The sequence below is a fragment of the Achromobacter sp. 413638 genome (assembly GCF_043119405.1).
In the GTDB taxonomy this organism is placed as follows: Bacteria; Pseudomonadota; Gammaproteobacteria; order Burkholderiales; family Burkholderiaceae_B; genus Achromobacter.
Genome location: NZ_JBICCO010000069.1, coordinates 22519 through 39810, shown reverse-complemented (window position 1 = coordinate 39810; position 17292 = coordinate 22519). Strand labels below are relative to the sequence as shown.

At 66.5% G+C, this 17292-nt stretch carries 17 protein-coding genes and 1 tRNA gene; 8 read left to right on the top strand and 10 right to left on the bottom strand.

What is annotated here, in order from left to right; all coding sequences use genetic code 11:
* Positions 1-543: 543 nt before the first annotated feature.
* Positions 544-939: a DUF4148 domain-containing protein gene (locus ACEU5R_RS23545; protein WP_392412020.1), complete on the top strand. Its 396-nt coding sequence runs from the start codon at positions 544-546 to the stop codon at positions 937-939.
* A gap of 296 nt (positions 940-1235) precedes the next feature.
* Here the strand turns inward: ACEU5R_RS23545 and dnaJ are convergent, their stop codons facing one another.
* The 7 genes from dnaJ to hrcA form a co-directional block, all read right to left on the bottom strand.
* Positions 1236-2363: a molecular chaperone DnaJ gene (dnaJ, locus tag ACEU5R_RS23540; RefSeq protein WP_103272863.1), complete on the bottom strand. Its 1128-nt coding sequence runs from the start codon at positions 2361-2363 to the stop codon at positions 1236-1238.
* Between the two features lie 109 nt (positions 2364-2472).
* Positions 2473-4398 carry a molecular chaperone DnaK gene (dnaK, locus tag ACEU5R_RS23535; RefSeq protein WP_103272862.1) on the bottom strand — a complete coding sequence of 642 codons (1926 nt, stop codon included), beginning with the start codon at positions 4396-4398 and terminating at the stop codon, positions 2473-2475.
* Between the two features lie 82 nt (positions 4399-4480).
* Positions 4481-4885 carry a thioredoxin family protein gene (locus ACEU5R_RS23530; protein WP_392412019.1) on the bottom strand — a complete coding sequence of 135 codons (405 nt, stop codon included), beginning with the start codon at positions 4883-4885 and terminating at the stop codon, positions 4481-4483.
* A 21-nt stretch (positions 4886-4906) separates the two neighbouring features.
* Entirely contained in the window at positions 4907-5464 is a 558-nt protein-coding gene (grpE, locus tag ACEU5R_RS23525; RefSeq protein ID WP_103272860.1) for a nucleotide exchange factor GrpE, read from the bottom strand.
* A gap of 121 nt (positions 5465-5585) precedes the next feature.
* Positions 5586-5825: a hypothetical protein gene (locus tag ACEU5R_RS23520; RefSeq protein ID WP_103272859.1), complete on the bottom strand. Its 240-nt coding sequence runs from the start codon at positions 5823-5825 to the stop codon at positions 5586-5588.
* 12 nt (positions 5826-5837) lie between these two features.
* The gene (gene hemH, locus ACEU5R_RS23515) at positions 5838-6929 is read right to left on the bottom strand and encodes a ferrochelatase (RefSeq protein WP_103272858.1); all 1092 of its coding nucleotides are present in this window, start codon (positions 6927-6929) and stop codon (positions 5838-5840) included.
* 46 nt (positions 6930-6975) lie between these two features.
* Positions 6976-7980 carry a heat-inducible transcriptional repressor HrcA gene (gene hrcA, locus ACEU5R_RS23510; RefSeq protein ID WP_392412017.1) on the bottom strand — a complete coding sequence of 335 codons (1005 nt, stop codon included), beginning with the start codon at positions 7978-7980 and terminating at the stop codon, positions 6976-6978.
* 143 nt (positions 7981-8123) lie between these two features.
* Between hrcA and ACEU5R_RS23505 the strand changes: the two genes are divergently transcribed.
* Entirely contained in the window at positions 8124-9023 is a 900-nt protein-coding gene (locus tag ACEU5R_RS23505; RefSeq protein ID WP_103272856.1) for an NAD kinase, read from the top strand.
* 12 nt (positions 9024-9035) lie between these two features.
* Positions 9036-10697 carry a DNA repair protein RecN gene (recN, locus tag ACEU5R_RS23500; protein ID WP_392412015.1) on the top strand — a complete coding sequence of 554 codons (1662 nt, stop codon included), beginning with the start codon at positions 9036-9038 and terminating at the stop codon, positions 10695-10697.
* Positions 10698-10867: 170 nt separating this feature from the next.
* Here the strand turns inward: recN and fur are convergent, their stop codons facing one another.
* Positions 10868-11287: a ferric iron uptake transcriptional regulator gene (gene fur, locus ACEU5R_RS23495; RefSeq protein ID WP_103272854.1), complete on the bottom strand. Its 420-nt coding sequence runs from the start codon at positions 11285-11287 to the stop codon at positions 10868-10870.
* A gap of 157 nt (positions 11288-11444) precedes the next feature.
* Here fur and ACEU5R_RS23490 point away from each other — a divergent pair, with 157 nt between their 5' ends.
* Together ACEU5R_RS23490 and dapB are read left to right on the top strand one after the other, a co-directional pair.
* Positions 11445-11981: an outer membrane protein assembly factor BamE gene (locus tag ACEU5R_RS23490; RefSeq protein ID WP_103272853.1), complete on the top strand. Its 537-nt coding sequence runs from the start codon at positions 11445-11447 to the stop codon at positions 11979-11981.
* A 17-nt stretch (positions 11982-11998) separates the two neighbouring features.
* Positions 11999-12790 carry a 4-hydroxy-tetrahydrodipicolinate reductase gene (dapB, locus tag ACEU5R_RS23485; RefSeq protein WP_212315896.1) on the top strand — a complete coding sequence of 264 codons (792 nt, stop codon included), beginning with the start codon at positions 11999-12001 and terminating at the stop codon, positions 12788-12790.
* Positions 12791-12921: 131 nt separating this feature from the next.
* Here dapB and murB read toward each other — a convergent pair whose 3' ends face one another.
* Positions 12922-13971, bottom strand: a complete 1050-nt coding sequence (murB, locus tag ACEU5R_RS23480) for a UDP-N-acetylmuramate dehydrogenase (RefSeq protein WP_392412012.1) — start codon at positions 13969-13971, stop codon at positions 12922-12924.
* Between the two features lie 290 nt (positions 13972-14261).
* Between murB and ACEU5R_RS23475 the strand changes: the two genes are divergently transcribed.
* A tRNA-Gly gene (locus tag ACEU5R_RS23475) sits at positions 14262-14337 on the top strand.
* A gap of 98 nt (positions 14338-14435) precedes the next feature.
* On the opposite strand, the gene ACEU5R_RS23470 is transcribed toward ACEU5R_RS23475, so the two are convergent.
* Positions 14436-15212, bottom strand: a complete 777-nt coding sequence (locus tag ACEU5R_RS23470) for an IclR family transcriptional regulator (protein ID WP_103272836.1) — start codon at positions 15210-15212, stop codon at positions 14436-14438.
* Between the two features lie 161 nt (positions 15213-15373).
* On the opposite strand from ACEU5R_RS23470, the gene ACEU5R_RS23465 reads away from it, so the two are divergent.
* Together ACEU5R_RS23465 and ACEU5R_RS23460 are read left to right on the top strand one after the other, a co-directional pair.
* Positions 15374-16276 carry a polysaccharide deacetylase family protein gene (locus ACEU5R_RS23465; protein ID WP_103272835.1) on the top strand — a complete coding sequence of 301 codons (903 nt, stop codon included), beginning with the start codon at positions 15374-15376 and terminating at the stop codon, positions 16274-16276.
* Positions 16273-17292 (top strand): asparaginase, encoded by a 1020-nt coding sequence (locus ACEU5R_RS23460; RefSeq protein WP_392412009.1) that lies wholly within the window; start codon positions 16273-16275, stop codon positions 17290-17292. The genes ACEU5R_RS23465 and ACEU5R_RS23460 overlap by 4 nt, the downstream gene beginning before the upstream one ends.

Here is a 17292-nt window from a genome sequence, read left to right as displayed (position 1 = left end):
TGGTTTTGCGACGCGAGTACGTGAAGACATAAACGGCTCAACGGCCTGGCAAGAAACCTGACAAGAAATCCAGCACTGCGATGCTGAGGGGCTTTTTAGGTTTGCCGGGCGCGACTCTCATCATGGAGCGGGGGGCTAGCCCCAACTGACTCCGAATAGATTTGAGCAAGCCCAATTTACGCCTACACCGCCTCGCTTGCAAAAATCGGGCTGACCATAGATTTTCTTTTGGCGCGCCGTCATGATGCGCCGCCCTGCCTGCCCGCACGGAGCTGCGCATGCCGCTACCCCACGCAGGTGCCCCCGCCCCCAGCCGGATCTCCCACGGCCGGCCAAGCCGCCCCGAAGGCATTCCCCCTTCCACCTGTGGGGCAATTCATAAGAAAGAAATTTATTACTCGGTTATTTGGAAAGATGTTTTCAACGAATGCGGGTTTATCCCAGGTGGGACAACGCGGAGAATTCAGTCATCGGGAACACATGACGAACCACGACGGAGACCCGCCGGATTCGCACCCTAAATCCAAGACACGGAGGTCTACCATGAAAACCCTGACTACCACCCTGCTGATTTCGCTGGCCCTGGTCGGCGCCGGCGCTCAAGCCGCCGATCTGTCGCAAGCCAAGAGCAGCGCCCAGGTCGCCACCGAACTGCAACAAGCCAAGGCCAGCGGCCAGTACACGTTCGGCGAGCTGGACTATCCGCCCGCCCTGCCCCAGGCCGCCAGCCTGAGCTCGCAGCAAGTGAGCGATGAGCTGCAACAAGCCAAGATCAACGGCCAATACACCTTTGGCGAACTGCAATACCCGCCCGTCACCGCCGCCCCCGCGACCAAGGCCGCGAAGTCGCGCGCCGACGTGCAGGCCGAACTGGCGCAGGCCAAGGCCAGCGGCCAGTACACCTTCGGCGAGCTGGAATACCCGCCGATCGTGCGCTGAACCGGCCATCCGGTGAGCTGCTTGCTGTAGCCCGGCCGGCCTCGGACGGCATCATGGTCCGGGGCCGGTTTTTTCAGCTACGACAAGCGGATGCAGTACCGCCGCGGCAGAGATGCCGCGGTTTTTTTTGCCCATCGAAATAGGCCGCCAAGGCCGCGCGCCCTGCGGGCGCTAGCTGCCCCCAAAGGGGGCGTGTCATCTTGGAGGCGGCCCTGCGATGAAAAATCCCCGCAGGGCATGACGCCCTTGCGGGGATACGCAAGCCGGGGCGCCAGATCGGCACCCTATCCGGCGATTCAGCTGAAGAATTCCTTCACCCGGTCGGTCCAGGACTTGCTTTGCGGCGAATGGCGGTCGCCGCCGTCGTTCAGCGAGGCCTCGAACTGGCGCAGGATGTTCTTCTGCTCGTCGCTCAGGCGCACCGGCGTCTCGACCACCACGTGGCAGTACAGGTCGCCCGGATAGCTGCCGCGCACGCCGCGGATGCCCTTGCCGCGCAGGCGGAAGGTCTTGCCCGACTGCGTGCCTTCGGGGATCGAGATCTCGGCCTTGCCGCCCAGCGTCGGCACTTGCAGCTCGCCGCCCAACGCCGCCGTGGTGAACGGGATGGTCAGCTCGCAATGCAGGTCGTCGCCGTCGCGCTGGAAGATCTGGTGCTTCTTGATGTGGATTTCCACATACAGGTCGCCCGGAGGACCGCCGTTGATGCCCGGCTCGCCATTGCCGCTGGAGCGGATGCGCATGCCGTCGTCGATGCCGGCCGGAATCTTGACCTGCAGGGTCTTGTTGCGGCGGATGCGGCCCACGCCATCGCAAGCCTGGCAGGGATCGGTGATTTCCTTGCCGTTGCCGTGGCAGGTCGGGCAGGTCTGCTGCACGCTGAAGAAACCTTGCTGCATGCGGACCGCGCCCGAGCCGCCGCAGGTGCGGCAGGTCTTGGGCGAGGTGCCGGGCTTGGCGCCCGAGCCCTTGCAGGTGTCGCAGTTTTCCCAGCTGGGCACGCGGATCTCGGTGTCAAAACCGGCCGCGGCCTGCTCCAGCGTGATTTCCAGCGCGTATTTCAGATCGGCGCCGCGGTAGACCTGCGGGCCGCCGCCGCGACGGCCGCCACCGCCGCCGCCGAAGATCTCGCCGAAGATGTCGCCGAACGCATCGGCGAAGCCGCCGCCCATGCCGCCGCCCATGCCCGCGGCATTGGGATCGACGCCGGCGTGGCCATAGCGGTCGTAGGCGGCGCGCTTCTGCTCGTCGCCCAGGACTTCATAAGCCTCTTTGGCTTCCTTGAATTTCTCTTCGGCTTCCTTGCTATCCGGATTGCGGTCCGGATGGTACTTCATGGCCAGCTTACGATAGGCCTTCTTCAGTTCGTCGTCCGAGGCGTTCTTCGCCACGCCCAGGACTTCGTAATAGTCACGTTTTGCCATGATCGGTGGGCCCGGAAGCGAGCCTTCTTTTCAGTGCTACAGAATGAGTCCGCCCGGTAGGCGGAAAATCCGGCTACCGGGCGGCGCTGGGCAGGTCAGAGCCTGGCCATCAGTGGTCGCGCTTGACTTCCTTGAAGTCGGCGTCGACGACATTGTCGTCCACCGGCTTCGCGTTGTCCGCGGCCTGTTGCTGGCCCGCGGCCTGCTGCGCCTGCATGTCGGCGTACATCTTCTCGCCGAGCTTCTGCGAGGCGGTCGACAGCGCTTCCACCTTGGCGTCGATCGCGGCCTTGTCGCCGTCCTTCAGCACGGCTTCCAGGTCCTTGATCGCGGCCTCGATGCTTTCCTTCTCGGCGGCCTCGAGCTTGTCGCCGTATTCGGTCAGCGACTTGCGGGTGGCGTGCACCAGCGCGTCGGCCTGGTTGCGCGATTGCGCCAGCTCGGCCACGCGGTGATCTTCCTCGGCATTGGCCTCGGCGTCCTTGACCATGCGCTGGATCTCGTCTTCCGACAGGCCCGAGTTCGCCTTGATGGTGATCTTGTTTTCCTTGCCGGTGCCCTTGTCCTTGGCGGACACGTGCAGGATGCCGTTGGCGTCGATGTCGAACGTGACTTCGATCTGCGGCACGCCACGGGGCGACGGCGGGATGCCTTCGAGGTTGAACTCGCCCAGCGCCTTGTTGCCGGCGGCGATTTCGCGCTCGCCCTGGAACACCTTGATGGTCACGGCGGGCTGGTTGTCATCGGCGGTCGAGAAGGTCTGCGAGAAGCGGGTCGGGATCGTCGTGTTCTTCTGGATCATCTTGGTCATCACGCCGCCCAGGGTTTCAATGCCCAGGGACAGGGGGGTGACGTCCAGCAGCAGCACGTCCTTGCGCTCGCCCGACAGCACGGAACCCTGGATGGCTGCGCCGGCGGCGACGGCCTCGTCGGGATTAACGTCCTTGCGCGGATCCTTGCCGAAGAATTCCTTGACCTTCTCCTGCACCTTGGGCATGCGGGTCATGCCGCCGACCAGGATCACGTCGTCGATGTCCGAGACCTTGACGCCGGCGTCCTTGATGGCCACGCGGCAGGGCTCGATGGTGCGCTCGATCAGTTCCTCGACCAGCGCTTCCAGCTTGGCGCGCGTGATCTTCAGGTTCAGGTGCTTCGGACCCGAGGCGTCGGCCGTGATGTACGGCAGGTTGATCTCGGTCTGCTGGCTGGAGGACAGCTCGATCTTGGCCTTTTCGGCGGCTTCCTTCAGGCGCTGCAGAGCCAGCACGTCCTTGGACAGATCAACGCCCTGTTCCTTCTTGAACTCGGAGATGATGTAGTCGATGATGCGCTGGTCGAAGTCTTCGCCGCCCAGGAAGGTGTCGCCGTTGGTCGACAGCACTTCGAACTGCTTCTCGCCGTCAACGTCGGCGATTTCGATGATAGACACGTCGAACGTGCCGCCGCCCAGGTCATAGACGGCGATCTTGCGGTCGCCCTTCTCGTTCTTGTCCAGGCCGAAGGCCAGCGCGGCCGCGGTCGGCTCGTTGATGATGCGCTTGACTTCCAGGCCGGCGATGCGGCCGGCGTCCTTGGTGGCCTGGCGCTGGCTGTCGTTGAAGTACGCGGGCACGGTGATGACGGCCTCGGTCACTTCCTCGCCCAGGTAGTCCTCGGCGGTCTTCTTCATCTTGCGCAGCACGTCGGCCGACACTTGGGGAGGCGCCATCTTGTTGCCGCGCACTTCCACCCAGGCGTCGCCATTGTCGGCCTTGACGATGGCATAAGGCATCAGATTGATGTCCTTCTGCACCGCCTTTTCGTCGAACTTGCGGCCGATCAGGCGCTTGACCGCGTACAGCGTGTTCTTGGGGTTGGTCACCGCCTGGCGCTTGGCCGGGGCGCCGACCAGGGTTTCGCCGTCGTCCATGTAGGCGACGATGGAAGGCGTGGTGCGGGCGCCTTCGGCGTTTTCGATGATCTTGACCTGCCCACCGTCCATGACAGCCACGCAGCTGTTGGTCGTGCCCAGGTCGATGCCGATGATTTTGCTCATGGTGGGTTTACCTTGAATGTATATCTATGAAAATAGAGAAAATTTACTGTCCCCGCATAACTGGGGCCGCCGGCAGGGTTTTTCAAGACGTCCCGGCGGAATTTTCCGGAGGCGGCTCACGCAGCCGGCGGATCGCCGCCGTGAACTGGGGCAGGCCCGGCCAGCCGGTGATGCGTCCCAGCCGCTTGCCCGCCCGGTACAGCACGAAGGTGGGCACGCCATGCAGCGAAAAACGCCGGCCCAGCGGCTCGTCGGCGTAGACGTCGGCCTCGAACCAGCTCAGATCCAATTCCAGCAGCGCATCCCGGTGCAGCAGGGCGGTCTGCTTGAAGATATTGCAGTTGTAGCAGTCCTGCCCCCACAGGAACACGCAGCGCAGATCGTCGCCCGGCGCCTGGACCACGGCCGCGTCGAAACCGGCGGAATCGACACGGCGCATGCCGAATGCCTCGAAAAAGCTGGCCGGGTCGAATTGGGGCGCGCTCATGGCGGGGGGGATCGTCCGGTTTCAGCCCTGGCCGGCGGACACCACCACCAACGCGGGCCGCAGCGTGCGGTCGGCAATGGCGTAGCCCTTCTGCAGCAGCTGCAACACGGTGTTGGCGGGCTGATCGGCCGGCACCGACGAAATCGCCTGGTGCAGGTGCGGATCGAACTTGTCGCCCTGGGCCGGCGCGATTTCCTTGAGCAGGTTGCGCTCGAAGGCGGCGGCCAGCTGCTTCAGGGTCACTTCCACGCCTTCGCGCAGGGTGTCCACGGTCTGCTCGGGCTGGGCCAGCGCGGCTTCCAGGCTGTCCTTGACCGGAACCAGGCTCTCGGCGAACGACTCGATGCCGAACTTGCGGGCCTTGGACACGTCTTCCTGGGCGCGGCGGCGCACGTTCTCGGCTTCCGCGCGCACGCGCAGCAGCTGGTCATGCTGTTCATTGACGGTGGCCTGGGCGGCGTCCAGTTGGGCGCGCAGCTCGTTCAGCTCGGCCAGCAGGTCGTCCTGGGCGGCGGGGGCCGCGTCGGCGGCGGCGCCGTGCTCGGGCGTCTGGTCTGCGGGCTCGTGGGGTGCCGTCATGGGGAATCCTCCAAAAAGAATGGCTTTCGCAGACATGAATGGGGGCCAATACCCCTATTTCAAGCCCGGGATAGCGAAATATTCCCCGGCGGCGGAACCTTTGCGAAAAATCGGGGTCGCCCTACTTTTTTCTGTGCGGCTGGGCGGGCGCGGCCGGATCGCTGGCGGGAAAGCTGTCCTTCAGCGCCCGGTCGACCCGGGCCTCATCCGTTTCCGGCTCGGGATGGACGGCGATGGGGTCGCTGGCGGGAAAGGTCTCGGCCAGCGCCTCGTCCAGCTCATGCTCGACCTGATCCTCGTCCACCGGGGTAGCTACCGTCCCCTTTTTCACGGTCTTGCCAGTCTTGGGATCATGATGCATGAGCCTGCTCCTTCAAGTCGGTGAGTGCGCGCCCCACCCTTGCAGATGCCTGGCCGTCAAGCCTGCCAGGCCGGCGATCCAGGCCGGATCGTCGTTCAGGGCGGGAATGTAGCGGAACTGCCTGCCGCCGGCCTCGAGGAAGGCATGGCGGCATTCCTGGCTGATTTCCTCCAGGGTTTCCAGACAGTCTGCCACAAAACCCGGACACACCACGTCCACGTCCGTCACGCCGGCGGCGGCCAGCATCTTGAGCGTGGGCTCGGTATAGGGCTCCAGCCAGCGGGCCGCGCCGAAGCGGCTCTGGAAGGTGACTTCGATCTGCTCGCGCGGCAGCGACAGACGCTGCGACAGCAGCCGCGCCGTTTCCATGCAATCGCGGTAGTAGGGGTCGCCCAGCTCGATCGAGTAACGCGGCAGGCCGTGGAAACTCATCACCAGCTTCTGCGGACGACCATGCTCGCGCCAATAGGATTCGATGCGGCCGGCCAGCGCGTCCAGGTAGAACGCGTCTTCATGAAAACGCTTGATAAAGCGCAGCTCCGGCTGGTCGCGCAGACGCCCCGCGTGGCGGGTCACGGCGTCCACCACCGTGGCGGTGGTGCTGGCGGCGTACTGCGGATAGAGCGGCACGGTCAGGATGCGCTCGCAGCCCTGCGCGCGCAGCCGGCCGATCGCGTCCGGGATCGACGGGTTGCCATAGCGCATGCCCAGTTCCACCGTCGCGTCCACGCCCGCCTCGCGCAGCGCCGCGGCCACGCCCTCGGCCTGGCGGCGGCTGTAGACCATCAGCGGCGAGCCGTCCTGCAGCCAGATGCCGGCGTAGCGCGGCGCCAGCTTTTTCGGGCGCAGGGTCAGCACCAGGCCATGCAATATCGGCTTCCACAGATAGCGCGGAATTTCGATCACGCGCGGGTCGGACAGGAATTCACCCAGGTACTTGCGGATATCCCTGGCCGTGGGAGCGTCCGGGGTGCCCAGGTTCACCAGCAGCACGCCGACCTTGCCCGGCGCGCGCGGCGGCGGATCCTCGTTGAAGGGATCGTCCTGCTCCGGTTCGGGCAGGTAGCGTTCGGGCCACAGGTACTTGAACAGGCGAAGAAACACAAAAACTCCCCTTCCTCCGCGAGGAGGATGCAGCTTTGACTGGGAACTACTGGTTGTGGCTAAGCGCGTTGGACAGCAGGCGCGCCGTGATGTCCACGATGGGAATGACGCGCTCGTAGGCCATGCGGGTCGGGCCGATCACGCCCAGGGTGCCGACCACCTTGCCGTCGACCCCGTAGGGCGCGGTGATGACGGACACCTCTTCCATCGGCACCAGCTGGGAATCGCCGCCAATGTAGATCTGCACGCCCTGCGCGCGGCTGGAGACGTCCAGCAGCTGTAGCAGGTCGGTCTTTTTCTCGAACAGCGCGAACATCTTGCGCAGCCGGTCCATGTCGGAGGCGATGTCGGTCACGTCCAGCAGCTTGCGCTCGCCGGAGATCACCACGGCATCGCCGTCCTCGGCCGCTTCGGCGCTGGCCTCGACCGCGGCCTGCATCAGGCGCGAGATGTCCTCGCGCAGCTGGGCGAGTTCGGTGGACAGCGTGCGGCGCACGGCGTCGAAGGACTTGCCGGCGAAATGGACATTGAAGAAGTTGCCGGCCTCCAGCAGCTCGGACTCGGCGTAGTCGCGCTGCACGAACAGGATGCGGTTCTGCACGTCGCCATCCGGCGTGACGATGATGAGCAGCACGCGCTTGTCGGACAGGCGGATGAATTCGATCTGGCGGAATATCTGGGCGCGCTTGGGCGTGAGCACCACCCCGGCGAACTGGGTCAGGTTGGACAGCAGCGCGGCGGCGGCATTGACGGCCCGGGTGGGCTCGGCCGCCGACAGCATCTCGCCCATGTTGCGCGGTTCCAGCTGGTACGACTGCACCGCCAGCAGGGAATCGACGAACATGCGATAGCCGCGCGGCGTCGGCACGCGCCCGGCCGAGGTGTGGGGGCTGTGGATCAGGCCCAGCTCTTCGAGGTCCGACATGACGTTGCGGATCGTGGCCGGGGAAAGATCGAAGACTTTGGATAGCGTCCGCGAACCCACGGGCTGCCCATCGGCGATATAGCGTTCGATCAACGCCTTCAGTAACGCGCGTGCACGGTCGTCCATGGCGGGTATTTTAGGGAATCTTTTCCAATTGAGGCGATTTTTGTCCCGCAAGCGTATATGCGGCCCCATATAATCAGCAAACTGGCCCATTCCGGGCAAGTGTCGCGTTTTCCAGCGTCGCCTTTTCTGATCCGCTCGCAGCCATGCACTTTCCCACCGTCGCCCTGATCGGCAGATACCAGGACACCGGCCTGGACGCACCGTTGCGGGCGCTCGCGCTCGCGCTCAGGCAGGCCGGTCGGCAGCTGCTGGTCGACGCCGACACGGCGCGCAACACCGGGCTCACCGAATTCCCCGCCGCCTCGCTCGAAGAGATCGGCCAGAACGCCTCGCTGGCGGTGGTCATGGGCGGCGACGGCACCGTGCTGGGCGCGGCGCGCCACCTGGCGCCCTTCGGCGTGCCGCTGGTCGGCATCAACCATGGGCGGCTGGGCTTCATCACCGACATCCCGCTGCAGGACTCGCAGGCCGCGCTGGCGCGCGTGCTGGAAGGCAGCTTCCAGATCGAGGAACGCATGCTGCTCGAGGGCAGCGCCTGGCGCGGCGAACAGCAGCTGTATTCGGCCACCGCGCTGAACGACGTGGTGCTCAACCGCGCCGGCCGCGGCGGCATGATCGAAGTCCGCGTCGAGCTGGACGGCGCGTTCATGTACACGCAGCGCGCCGATGGCCTGATCATCGCCACGCCCACCGGCTCGACCGCCTACGCGCTGTCCGCCAACGGCCCCATCCTGCATCCGGGCATGAACGCCATGGTGCTGGTGCCGGTGGCGCCGCAAACGCTGTCCAACCGCCCCATCGTCATTCCCGACAGCGGCGTGCTCAACATGACCCTGACCGCCATGGGGCGCGTGGGCGTGGGCGCCAGCGTGCACTTCGACATGCAGACCTGGTCCGACCTGCAACCCGGCGACCGCATCGTGGTGCAACGCTCGCGCCACAATGTCCGCTTCGTGCACCCCGAAGGCTACAGTTTCTTCTCCACCCTGCGCCGCAAGCTGCACTGGAACCTGATGCCGCAGGCCACCGACAACGTAGAGTAGTTAGCGCCCCCCATGCTGCGCACCCTGCATATCCGCGACTTCGTCATCGTCGAACAGACCGAGATCCATTTCGGCCCGGGCTTCACCGTGTTTTCCGGCGAGACCGGCGCGGGCAAGTCCATCCTCGTCGACGCCCTGGCCCTGGCGCTGGGCGAGCGCGGCGACGCCAGCGTGCTGCGCGAGGGCGCCGCGCGCGCCGACATCTCCGCCGTCTTCGATACCCCCGCGACGCTGCGTCCCTGGCTGGCCGAGCGCGAATTCGACGCTGACGAAGAACTCGCCCTGCGCCGCGTGATCGACGCCCAGGGACGCAGCCGCGCGTATATCAACGGCACGCCCGCCACCGTCGCGCAACTGCGCGAGCTGGGCGACAGCCTGGTCGACATCCACGGCCAGCACGCGCACCAGAGCCTGATGCGCCCGGACGCGCAGCGCGACCTGCTGGACGCACACGGCGGCCATGGCGAACTGCGCCAGGCCGTCGGCCAGGCCTGGAAGCTCTGGCGCGCGCTGGCCCGCCAGCTCGAAGCCGCCGAAAAAGACGCCGCCGGCCTGGCCGCCGAACGCGAACGCCTGCAATGGCAGGTGGAAGAACTCGACAGCCTGGACCTGGGCCAGGACGAATGGGACGCGCTGCAGTCCGAACATACGCGGCTGGCGCACGCACAATCGCTGCTGGACGGCGCCGGCCAGATCCTGGAAGCGCTGGACGGCGACGGCGACTCGGCCCATCACCGGCTCAACTCGGCCGGCCAACGGCTGCAGCAGATGCTGCGCCACGATCCCGGCTTGCAGGGCGTGGTCGATGAGATCGAATCGGCCCGCATCGCCGTCAGCGAAGCCGTGTCCGACCTGAACAACTATGTCAGCCGCGTCGATCTGGATCCGCAGCGGCTGGCCGACGTCGAGGCCCGCCTGAGCGCGGTGTTCGAGACGGCGCGCAAGTTCCGCGTCGAACCCGACGGGCTTTGCGGCCTGCGCGAAGACCTGCACACGCAGCTGTCCGCCCTGCAGGCGGCCGCCGACATCGACAGCCTGCGCGAACAGACCCAGGCCGCCCAATCACGTTACGACGCCGCCGCGGCCAAGCTCGGCACGGCCCGGCGCAAGGTCGCCAAGGATCTCGGCAAGCTGGTCACCCAGGCCATGCAGACGCTGGCCATGCAGGGGGGCCGCTTCGAGCCGACGCTGTCACCCGCGACGCCGTCCGCGCACGGCAACGAACAGGTCGAATTCCTGGTGGCAGGCCATGCCGGCACCTCGCCGCGCCCCCTGGCCAAGGTGGCCTCGGGCGGCGAGCTGTCGCGCATCTCGCTGGCCCTGTCGGTCATCGCCAGCCGCGCGGCGCGCGTGCCCACGCTGATCTTCGACGAAGTCGACAGCGGCGTCGGCGGCGCGGTGGCCGAAGTGGTCGGCAAGCTGCTGCGCGAATTGGGCGAGCGGCATCAGGTGCTGTGCGTGACCCACCTGCCCCAGGTCGCTGCCTGCGCCAACAGCCAGTTCCTGGTCAGCAAGGCGGAATCGCGCGGCACCACCCGGTCCAGCATCGAGGCGCTGGACGACGCGGCCCGCGTCGAGGAAATCGCCCGCATGCTGGGCGGCATCAAGCTCACCGCCACCACCCGCGAACACGCGCGCGAAATGCTGGAAGGCGCGGTCCAGGCCACGCGCTGACCCAGAAGACCGGTCGCCAGGGGCGCCCGTCGCTCGGCGCCCCGCGCTGATGATAAAAAAAGCCCCTTTCAAGGAAAGGGGCTTTTGATTTCACCGACCCGCGACGAGCGCGGCGCGAATCGGGGGGAATCAGGCTTGCTGCGTCCGGACGCGGATCCCGGACACGGGGATCAACGCCCCTTCAGGCAGCTGCCGCAGATGCCGTACAGCACCATGGCGTGGCTTTCCAGCGCGAAGCCGTTGTCCTTGGCGACCTTCTGCTGACGCTTCTCGATGTCCGGATCCGAGAATTCCACGACCTTGCCGCAGTTGGTGCAGATCAGGTGGTCGTGATGGTCGCCGTCGTTCAGCTCGAACACGGCCTTGCCGCTGTCGAACTGGCTACGGGCCAGGATGCCGGCTTGCTCGAACTGGGTCAGCACGCGGTAGACGGTGGCCAGGCCGATCTCGACGTTCTCGCCGATCAGGGCGCGGTACACGTCTTCGGCGCTGAGGTGCCGTTGGTCGGATTTGCGAAAAATATCAAGAATCTTCAGGCGCGGGAACGTCGCCTTCAGCCCCATGTTTTTCAGTTCGCTTTGGTCGGTCATGGTGTAATCGCTCTCCGTCCGCGTTGGCATGGGCAAGGATCAGGGGAAAACCGCAAGCGGGCCGCCCGGAATTCATGCCGCCCCGCGGAACTATCCTTATGAAACCTTTATGATAACGGTTTTGTCTGCTTCCAAATAATAGGGGCGCGTAGTGTCCATGATTGCACGAATTCCCTCCCGTTCGCTGAAGACCGGCTTGGCCGTCGCCGCCCTGGCCTTCGCCCTCGCGGGCTGCTCGTCCGGCAAATGGGGTTTCCCGTACAAGGCGGGCGTCCAGCAAGGTAACTGGATCACCCAGGAACAAGTGGCCCTGCTGCAGCCCGGCATGTCCCGCGAGCAGGTGCGCTTCGCGCTGGGCAGCCCCACGCTGACCAGCGTGCTGCACGCCGACCGTTGGGACTACCCGTACTACTTCAAGCCCGGCTACGGCGACGCCCAGGAGCGCAAGTTCACGGTCTGGTTCGAGAACGACCGGCTGGTGCGCTGGGAAGGCGACAAGCAACCCGAGCTGCAGCCCTACCAGATCAACACGCCCAGCGCCCAGGGTGACGAAAAGGCCGAGAAGCGTCTGAACGAAGACGAAGCCCGCCTGAAGGAAGAGCAGGACGCCAAGAAGCGCGACAGCGCGGCCCCGGTCGACCCCGCCACCCAATACCCCGGCCAGCCGGGCAACGCGCCCGAGCCGCTGCGCTGACACCAAGGAATTCCCACATGCGTATTGCAATCGCAGGCGCCAGCGGCCGCATGGGCCAGATGCTGATCGAAGCCGTGCTCGCCGCCGACGGCCTGGAACTGGCGGTGGCGCTGGACCGCAAGGACTCGGCCTCGCTGGGCCAGGACGCCGGCGCCCCGCTGGGCAAGCAGACCGGCGTCGCCATCACCGACAACCTGGACGCGCTGTCCGGCGCCGACTGCCTGATCGACTTCACCCGTCCCGAGGGCACGCTGGAGCATCTGCAGGCCTGCGTGCGCCATGGCGTGAAAGCCGTCATCGGCACCACCGGCTTCGACGAGGCCGGCCGCGCCGCCATCGAGGTCGCCGCCCAGAAGACCGCCATCGTCTTCGCGCCCAACATGAGCGTGGGCGTGAACGCCACGCTCAAGCTGCTGGACATGGCCGCCCGCATCCTGAATTCGGGCTATGACGTCGAAGTGTTCGAGGCCCATCACCGCAACAAGGTCGACGCGCCCTCGGGCACCGCGCTGAAGATGGGCGAGACCATCGCCTCGGCCTGGGACGTGGCGCTGCCGGACGTCGCCACCTGGAGCCGCCACGGCGACACCGGCGTGCGCAAGCCCGGCACCATCGGCTTCTCGGTGCTGCGCGGCGGCGACATCGTGGGCGACCACACCGTGTCGTTCTGCGGCATCGGCGAACGCATCGAGATCACGCATCGTTCTTCCAGCCGCGTCACTTACGCGCAGGGCGCGCTGCGCGCCGCGCGCTTCCTGGAAGACAAGCACAACGGCCTGTACGACATGCAGTCGGTGCTGGGTCTCTAAGCGCGATCCGCCCATGCCGCCGCTGGCGGCATGGCGTCGGCCGACCGGCATGGCCGGCGCATGAAAAAGGCTCCCACGGGAGCCTTTTGCTTTTTCATGACCGCCACCGAGCATGCGCGATGCAGGTGCGCTCAGACCCGCACCGGCTCGGGCTCCAGCGCCACGCCATAACGCTCGGCCACCGCTTCCTGGATCGCCCCCGCCAGCGCCATGATGTCGGCCGCCGTGGCCCCGCCCCGGTTCACCAGCACCAGCGCCTGGCGGTCGTGCACGCCAGCCGCGCCCAGGCTGCGCCCCTTCCAGCCGCACTGGTCGATCAACCAGCCAGCTGCCAGCTTGTAGCCGCCATCGGGCTGCGCGTAGGAAACCAGGCCGGGAAAGCGCGCCAGCAGTTCGTCGCGCCGCGCCGCGGACACGATGGGGTTCTTGAAGAAGCTGCCGGCGTTCCCGGTCACAGCCGGATCGGGCAGCTTGGCGCGGCGGATCTCGCAGACCGCGTCGAAGATATCCCTGGCCGTCGGCGACGCCGTCCGCGACAGGCGTTCGTGGCGCTGCAGGTCCGGATACGCCAGCACCGGCCGCCACGGCCGGGGCAAGACGAAGCGCACGCTGACGATGACCCAGCGGCCCGGCGCGTCGTGCTTGAAACGACTGTCCCGGTAAGAAAAACAGCAATCCGCCGCGGACATGTCCACCATGCGCGCCTGTTGCACATCCCAGGCCGTCAGGCTGTGAAAGCGCTGGTCCAGCTCGACGCCATAGGCGCCGATGTTCTGCACCGGCGACGCCCCCACCGTGCCCGGGATCAGCGCCAGGTTTTCCAGCCCGTCCCAGCCCTGCTCGACGCAGGCCGACACGAAGCCATGCCAGTTCTCGCCGCCCGCCGCCTCGACCAGCCAGGCATCGGCGCGCGCCTCAAGCAGCCGGACACCCTGGAAGCGCACCCGCGCCACCAGTCCCGGCACGGTCTCGGGCAGCACCACATTGCTGCCGCCGCCCAGCACCAGCAGCGGCGCGCGCTCGCGAGCCAGGGCCGACAGGGCCGGCAATTGCGACGGCTGATCCAGCGTCACGCAGGCCCCGGCGCGGGACGCCAGGCCCAGGGTGTTGAGGCCGGAAAGATCCTGGGCGACCGGGAACAGCGTGGTTTTCGCGTCAGGCATGACAGGGGAATTTGACATGGGTGCTGCGGGGTTGCTATAGTTTCTGTCTTCGCTCATATTACTTGATTGAGTTTTTCGGTTTTTCTGCCAGTTGTCTAAATCAACGAGACAACAAGAAAAGCAAATCCGGCGGAAGAAAAAACCGCTGGCAAGACAAGCTCAAAAAAATCATGTAAGATGCGCGCCTTCTGATCGATAACCAAGTTGATCAGCGCGACAGCCGACAGGATCACGATTCTTCGGCACGCAATAAAAAATGCGGTTTTCGCAAGCCGTTGGCGCAAGCCAGCCGCCCAGAGGAAACCAATGCGGGAGTAGCTCAGTTGGTAGAGCGCAACCTTGCCAAGGTTGAGGTCGCGAGTTCGAGACTCGTCTCCCGCTCCAAATTTTGATCCGCAGGTTTTCATGCCTGCGGATATTGAGAAAGGGCCGAAAGGCCCTTTTTTCATTTCCGCGGCCTGCACGCCCCCCCCCTCCTTCCGCTACTGCCGCAGCAACTCTCCGATCTCCCGCGCCGCGCGGCGCAGCACCGGCAGCACTTCCCGCACCCTTGCGTCGGTCATGCGGCCGTGCGTGGTCGCCACCGTCACGGCCGCCAGCAGCAGGCCGCTGTCGCTGTGCACCGGCAGGCCGACCGCACTGATGCCCGGAACCGCGCGATTGGCGATCAACGCGTAGCCGACCTTGGCGGCCTGCGCGCAATGCGTCCGCACGTCGCGCGCGTCCAGGTCGCCGTAGGCGCCCAGGCGCGGCGCGATGGCATCGATGATCCCTTCCTGCTCCGCCGGCGTCAGATTGGCCAGCAGAGCCAGGCCGCCGGCGCTCACGCCCAAGGGCTGGCGGCTGCCCATCGGCAGGGCCGGCGTCTGGATCGGATAGCCGCCCTGGACGCGATTGATGCATACCGCATCGTTACCGCTGCGCACGAACAGGAAGCTGGTATCGCCAGTCTCCACGGCCAGGCGAGTCAGGGCGGACATGCTCAGATCGCGCAGGTTGAACCGATGCGCGGCGGCCAGGCCCAGCTCGAAGACCAGCGCGCCGAGCCGATAGCGGCGCGTCGCCGTGTCCTGCACCGCCATGCCTTGCGCGACCAGCGCCCTGAGCAGCCGATGCATGGTCGGCCGCGCCAGGCCGGCGGCGCTGGCGAGATCAACCAGTCTCATGCCGGCGTCGGCCTCGCGCGCCAACAACTTCAACACCTGAATGGCCCGGGTGATGCCCTGGGCGCCGTTCACGGTTTCTATGGCTAGGCTCATCGTCAGTCCAATTGATGGAATTTAATTTATTTCACTTGGTGGGCCTGCATTCAGCAACCTAGCATGTCTTCGCGATGTATCCGGGTCAAACCATTCCAACATCTTTTCCACTATTTGGAATAGTTGGCCCACCGCAATGATTCCTTGCTGGAGCGAAGCCGATGCAGCCGTCCCCTCCCCCCTGGTCCGCGCGCGACCGCGTGCCCTACGAACCGATCACCCACCGCGCGCCCTTTACGCTGCCGGGCAATGCCCGCGTCGCCGTATGGACCATCGTCAACGTGGAAAACTGGCAGCCCGGGCTGGCGATGCCCCGCGCGGTGCTGCCGCCGCCCATGGGTCAGCCGCTGCTGCCCGACATCCCCAACTGGTGCTGGCACGAATACGGCATGCGCGTCGGCTTCTGGCGTTTCCTGGATGTGTTGAACGCGCGCCGGCTCAAGGCCACGCTCGCAGTGAACGGCACGGCTTGCCAGCTATACGCCCCGGCCTGCCAGGCCGCGCTCGACGCCGGCTGGGAATTCATGGGCCACGGGCATGTGCAGCAGCCCATGCATCGCGTGGCCGACCAGGCCACGGCGATCCGCGACACCATCGCCGCCATCAAGGCCTTCACCGGCCGCGCGCCGCGCGGCTGGGAAAGCCCCGGCCTGACGGAAACCGACGACACCATCGACCTGCTGGCCGAGGCGGGCATCGAGTATGTGGCCGACTGGGTGCTGGACGACCAGCCCGTGCCCATCAGGACGCGCTCGGGCGATATCGTGTCGGTGCCCTATACCGTGGAGCTCAACGACGTGGTGATATCGGCCGTGCAATTGCACGGTTCCGATGAACTGCTGCGGCGCGGCCGCGACCAGTTCGACCAGCTGTACCGCGAGGGGGCCGACATTCCCCGCGTGATGGCCATCTCCATCCACCCCTATCTCACCGGCGCGCCGCACCGGATCCGCTACCTGGCGGAACTCTACGACCACATCCTGTCGCATCCCGACGTGCTGATGTGCACGGGCGAAGAGATCCTCGACATCTACCGCGCGCAATCGCAAGGAAACCGGCCATGAACGGCGTGCCCGGCCTGACCCCGCCCCGCATCCTGCTGCTCGGCACCGGCGGCACCATCGCGATGGCCTCGGACGCCGGTGGCGCCATCAAGCCCGCCCTGCAGGCCGACGAGCTGGTCCGCGCCGTCCCGGCGCTGGAGCGGATCGCCGCGCTGGAAACCGTCGCCTACTCGAACAAACCGGGCGCCACGCTGACGCTGCGCGATCTTGCCTGCCTGTCCGACGCGATCGCGGACGGCTTCGACCGCGGCTGCCAGGGCGCCGTCGTGGTGCAGGGCACGGACACCATCGAGGAAACCGCTTTCGCCCTGGAACTGCTGGCGCGGAGCACGCTGCCCGTGGTCGTGACGGGCGCCATGCGCGGCGCCCAGGCGCCGGGCGCGGACGGTCCGTCCAACCTGCTCGCGGCCGTGACCGTGGCCGCCTCGCCGGACGCGGCCGGACTCGGCACGCTGGTGGTCCTGGGCGACGAGGCCCATGCCGCGCGGCACGTGCAGAAGACCCACACCACCCTGCCGTCGGCCTTCCGCTCGCCCGGCGCGGGACCGCTGGGCACGATCCAGGAAGGCCAGTTCCGCCTGTTCGGCTGGCAGGCGCCGCTGCCGGCCGTGCGCGTCGCGGCGGCGCGACTGGACGAAACCCCGGTCGCCTTGCTGCGCATCGGGCTGGACGACGACGGGCGCATGCTGCGCGCGCTGCCGCAACTGGGCTACCAGGGCGCGGTCATCGAAGCCATGGGCGCGGGCCACGTGCCGGCGTGGCTGGCGCCGGACATCGGCGAACTGGCGGCGCGAATGCCGGTCGTGCTGAGCACGCGCGTGGCGGCAGGTCCGGTGCTGCGCATCACTTACGGCTTCCCCGGATCCGAGAGCGACCTGCTGGCGCGCGGCGCCATCCACGGCGGCAGCCTGGGCGGACTCAAGGCCCGGCTGCTGTTGCGCCTGCTGCTGGCGGCGGGCTATCAGGGCGCCTCGCTACGCGCCGAGTTTGCCTGCCGCAGCCTGGCCGACGCCTGA

Bases quoted from the DNA above. Each gene is read 5' to 3' on its own strand.
- ACEU5R_RS23490 (WP_103272853.1), top strand. From the start codon at position 11,445: ATGATTGCACGAATTCCCTCCCGTTCGCTGAAGACCGGCTTGGCCGTC.
- ACEU5R_RS23530 (WP_392412019.1), bottom strand. From the start codon at position 4,885: ATGAGCGCGCCCCAATTCGACCCGGCCAGCTTTTTCGAGGCATTCGGC.
- ACEU5R_RS23460 (WP_392412009.1), top strand. From the start codon at position 16,273: ATGAACGGCGTGCCCGGCCTGACCCCGCCCCGCATCCTGCTGCTCGGC.
- ACEU5R_RS23465 (WP_103272835.1), top strand. From the start codon at position 15,374: ATGCAGCCGTCCCCTCCCCCCTGGTCCGCGCGCGACCGCGTGCCCTAC.
- dnaJ (WP_103272863.1), bottom strand. From the start codon at position 2,363: ATGGCAAAACGTGACTATTACGAAGTCCTGGGCGTGGCGAAGAACGCC.
- ACEU5R_RS23545 (WP_392412020.1), top strand. From the start codon at position 544: ATGAAAACCCTGACTACCACCCTGCTGATTTCGCTGGCCCTGGTCGGC.
- ACEU5R_RS23505 (WP_103272856.1), top strand. From the start codon at position 8,124: ATGCACTTTCCCACCGTCGCCCTGATCGGCAGATACCAGGACACCGGC.
- dapB (WP_212315896.1), top strand. From the start codon at position 11,999: ATGCGTATTGCAATCGCAGGCGCCAGCGGCCGCATGGGCCAGATGCTG.
- fur (WP_103272854.1), bottom strand. From the start codon at position 11,287: ATGACCGACCAAAGCGAACTGAAAAACATGGGGCTGAAGGCGACGTTC.
- dnaK (WP_103272862.1), bottom strand. From the start codon at position 4,398: ATGAGCAAAATCATCGGCATCGACCTGGGCACGACCAACAGCTGCGTG.
- hrcA (WP_392412017.1), bottom strand. From the start codon at position 7,980: ATGGACGACCGTGCACGCGCGTTACTGAAGGCGTTGATCGAACGCTAT.
- murB (WP_392412012.1), bottom strand. From the start codon at position 13,971: ATGTCAAATTCCCCTGTCATGCCTGACGCGAAAACCACGCTGTTCCCG.
- grpE (WP_103272860.1), bottom strand. From the start codon at position 5,464: ATGACGGCACCCCACGAGCCCGCAGACCAGACGCCCGAGCACGGCGCC.
- ACEU5R_RS23520 (WP_103272859.1), bottom strand. From the start codon at position 5,825: ATGCATCATGATCCCAAGACTGGCAAGACCGTGAAAAAGGGGACGGTA.
- recN (WP_392412015.1), top strand. From the start codon at position 9,036: ATGCTGCGCACCCTGCATATCCGCGACTTCGTCATCGTCGAACAGACC.
- ACEU5R_RS23470 (WP_103272836.1), bottom strand. From the start codon at position 15,212: ATGAGCCTAGCCATAGAAACCGTGAACGGCGCCCAGGGCATCACCCGG.